Annotated in this window: 1 rRNA gene and 1 pseudogene; both read right to left on the bottom strand. The window is 52.5% G+C overall.

What is annotated here, in order from left to right:
* Positions 1 to 143 precede the first annotated feature (143 nt).
* Positions 144 to 1,676, bottom strand: a 16S ribosomal RNA gene (locus HMPREF0645_RS12395).
* A gap of 43 nt (positions 1,677 to 1,719) precedes the next feature.
* Positions 1,720 to 2,012, bottom strand: a pseudogene (locus tag HMPREF0645_RS13905) (hypothetical protein); the annotation flags it as partial.

The following is a 2,012-nucleotide window of genomic DNA, read 5'->3' as shown; positions in this document are numbered from 1 at the left end:
CCTAAATATATCTTAAAATTACACGGACAGAAGGAAAGCACAAGTAAGCGGGGATAAGGAAAACGAACCCCAGCGCAGGTCTCATCTCACCAAGATGGCACCGCAAGAAAAATCTCGCAGCAGCGATAAGACCTCTTCTCCAGAAAGGAGGTGTTCCAGCCGCACCTTCCGGTACGGCTACCTTGTTACGACTTAGCCCCAATCACCGGTCTTGCCCTAGGCCGCCCCTTGCGGTTACGGACTTCAGGCACCCCCGGCTTTCATGGCTTGACGGGCGGTGTGTACAAGGCCCGGGAACGTATTCACCGCGCCATGGCTGATGCGCGATTACTAGCGAATCCAGCTTCGTGGGGTCGGGTTGCAGACCCCAGTCCGAACTGAGGGGGGATTTCATGATTGGAACGTGCTTGCGCACGTACGGCACGCTGTGCCCCCCATTGTAACACGTGTGTAGCCCCGGACGTAAGGGCCGTGCTGATTTGACGTCATCCCCACCTTCCTCACACCTTGCGGCGGCAGTATCCACAGAGTGCCCAGCATGACCTGATGGCAACTGTGGAAAAGGGTTGCGCTCGTTATGGCACTTAAGCCGACACCTCACGGCACGAGCTGACGACAACCATGCAGCACCTCCACCAGCGCCCCGAAGGGCCTCAACATCTCTGTATCGTTCACTGGCAGTTCAAGCCCGGGTAAGGTTCCTCGCGTATCATCGAATTAAACCACATGTTCCTCCGCTTGTGCGGGCCCCCGTCAATTCCTTTGAGTTTCACCGTTGCCGGCGTACTCCCCAGGTGGGATGCTTAATGCTTTCGCTTGGCCGCATGCCCAAAAAGGGCAAACAGCGGGCATCCATCGTTTACCGTGCGGACTACCAGGGTATCTAATCCTGTTTGATACCCGCACCTTCGAGCTTAAGCGTCAGTTGCGCTCCCGCAAGCTGCCTTCGCAATCGGGGTTCCTCGTCATATCTAAGCATTTCACCGCTACACGACGAATTCCGCCTGCGTTGTGCGCACTCAAGTGGGACAGTATGCGCTGCAAACCGGATGTTGAGCAACCGGATTTCACAACACACTTAACCCACGGCCTACGCTCCCTTTAAACCCAATAAATCCGGATAACGCCCGGACCTTCCGTATTACCGCGGCTGCTGGCACGGAATTAGCCGGTCCTTATTCATGCGGTACCTGCAGGGCCTCACACGTGAGGCCGGTTATCCCCGCATAAAAGCAGTTTACAACCCATAGGGCCGTCGTCCTGCACGCTACTTGGCTGGTTCAGGCTCTCGCCCATTGACCAATATTCCTCACTGCTGCCTCCCGTAGGAGTTAGGACCGTGTCTCAGTTCCTATGTGGGGGGCCTTCCTCTCAGAACCCCTACCGATCGAAGCCTTGGTGAGCCGTTACCTCACCAACAAGCTAATCGGACGCATCCCCATCCATAAGCGGCAAGCCTTTGGTTCAAATCTGATGCCGTCTTTGAACAACATAGGGGATTAGTCCGCATTTCTGCGGGTTATACCCTACTTATGGGCAGGTTGGATACGCGTTACTCACCCGTGCGCCGGTCGACGTCCAAATGGTGCAAGCACCAAATGCCGTTTCCCCTCGACTTGCATGTGTTAAGCCTGTAGCTAGCGTTCATCCTGAGCCAGGATCAAACTCTCCATTGTAAAATGTGTACCTGCAAAATAATCTGCAGGATGTTGTCTGTCTTCAGAATGTCTTATCCATCATCGAAGTAAAAAGTAAACCTGTACTGGAATGTTCAAATAAAATTGAACGGTTCGTTTCATATACCCAATTCCCAGGAAATCCGCAAGCAAGGCGGAAAAACAAGGGAATCGCTTCTTGTACTACTTCTCTGTCTATGTAAATCTTTTCAAAGAACGCTTCTTCAATGGCTCCCCGGATATTTTCGGAAAGCGAGTGCAAAGGTATATAAAAAAACAACACCAACCAAATCTTTGGGGAAGAAAATGAAGAAAAATCCGAAAGATTTCCAAAAT

It is taken from the genome of Hallella bergensis DSM 17361 (assembly GCF_000160535.1).
GTDB lineage: Bacteria > Bacteroidota > Bacteroidia > Bacteroidales > Bacteroidaceae > Prevotella > Prevotella bergensis.
This window is presented reverse-complemented; position numbering and strand designations above follow the sequence as displayed.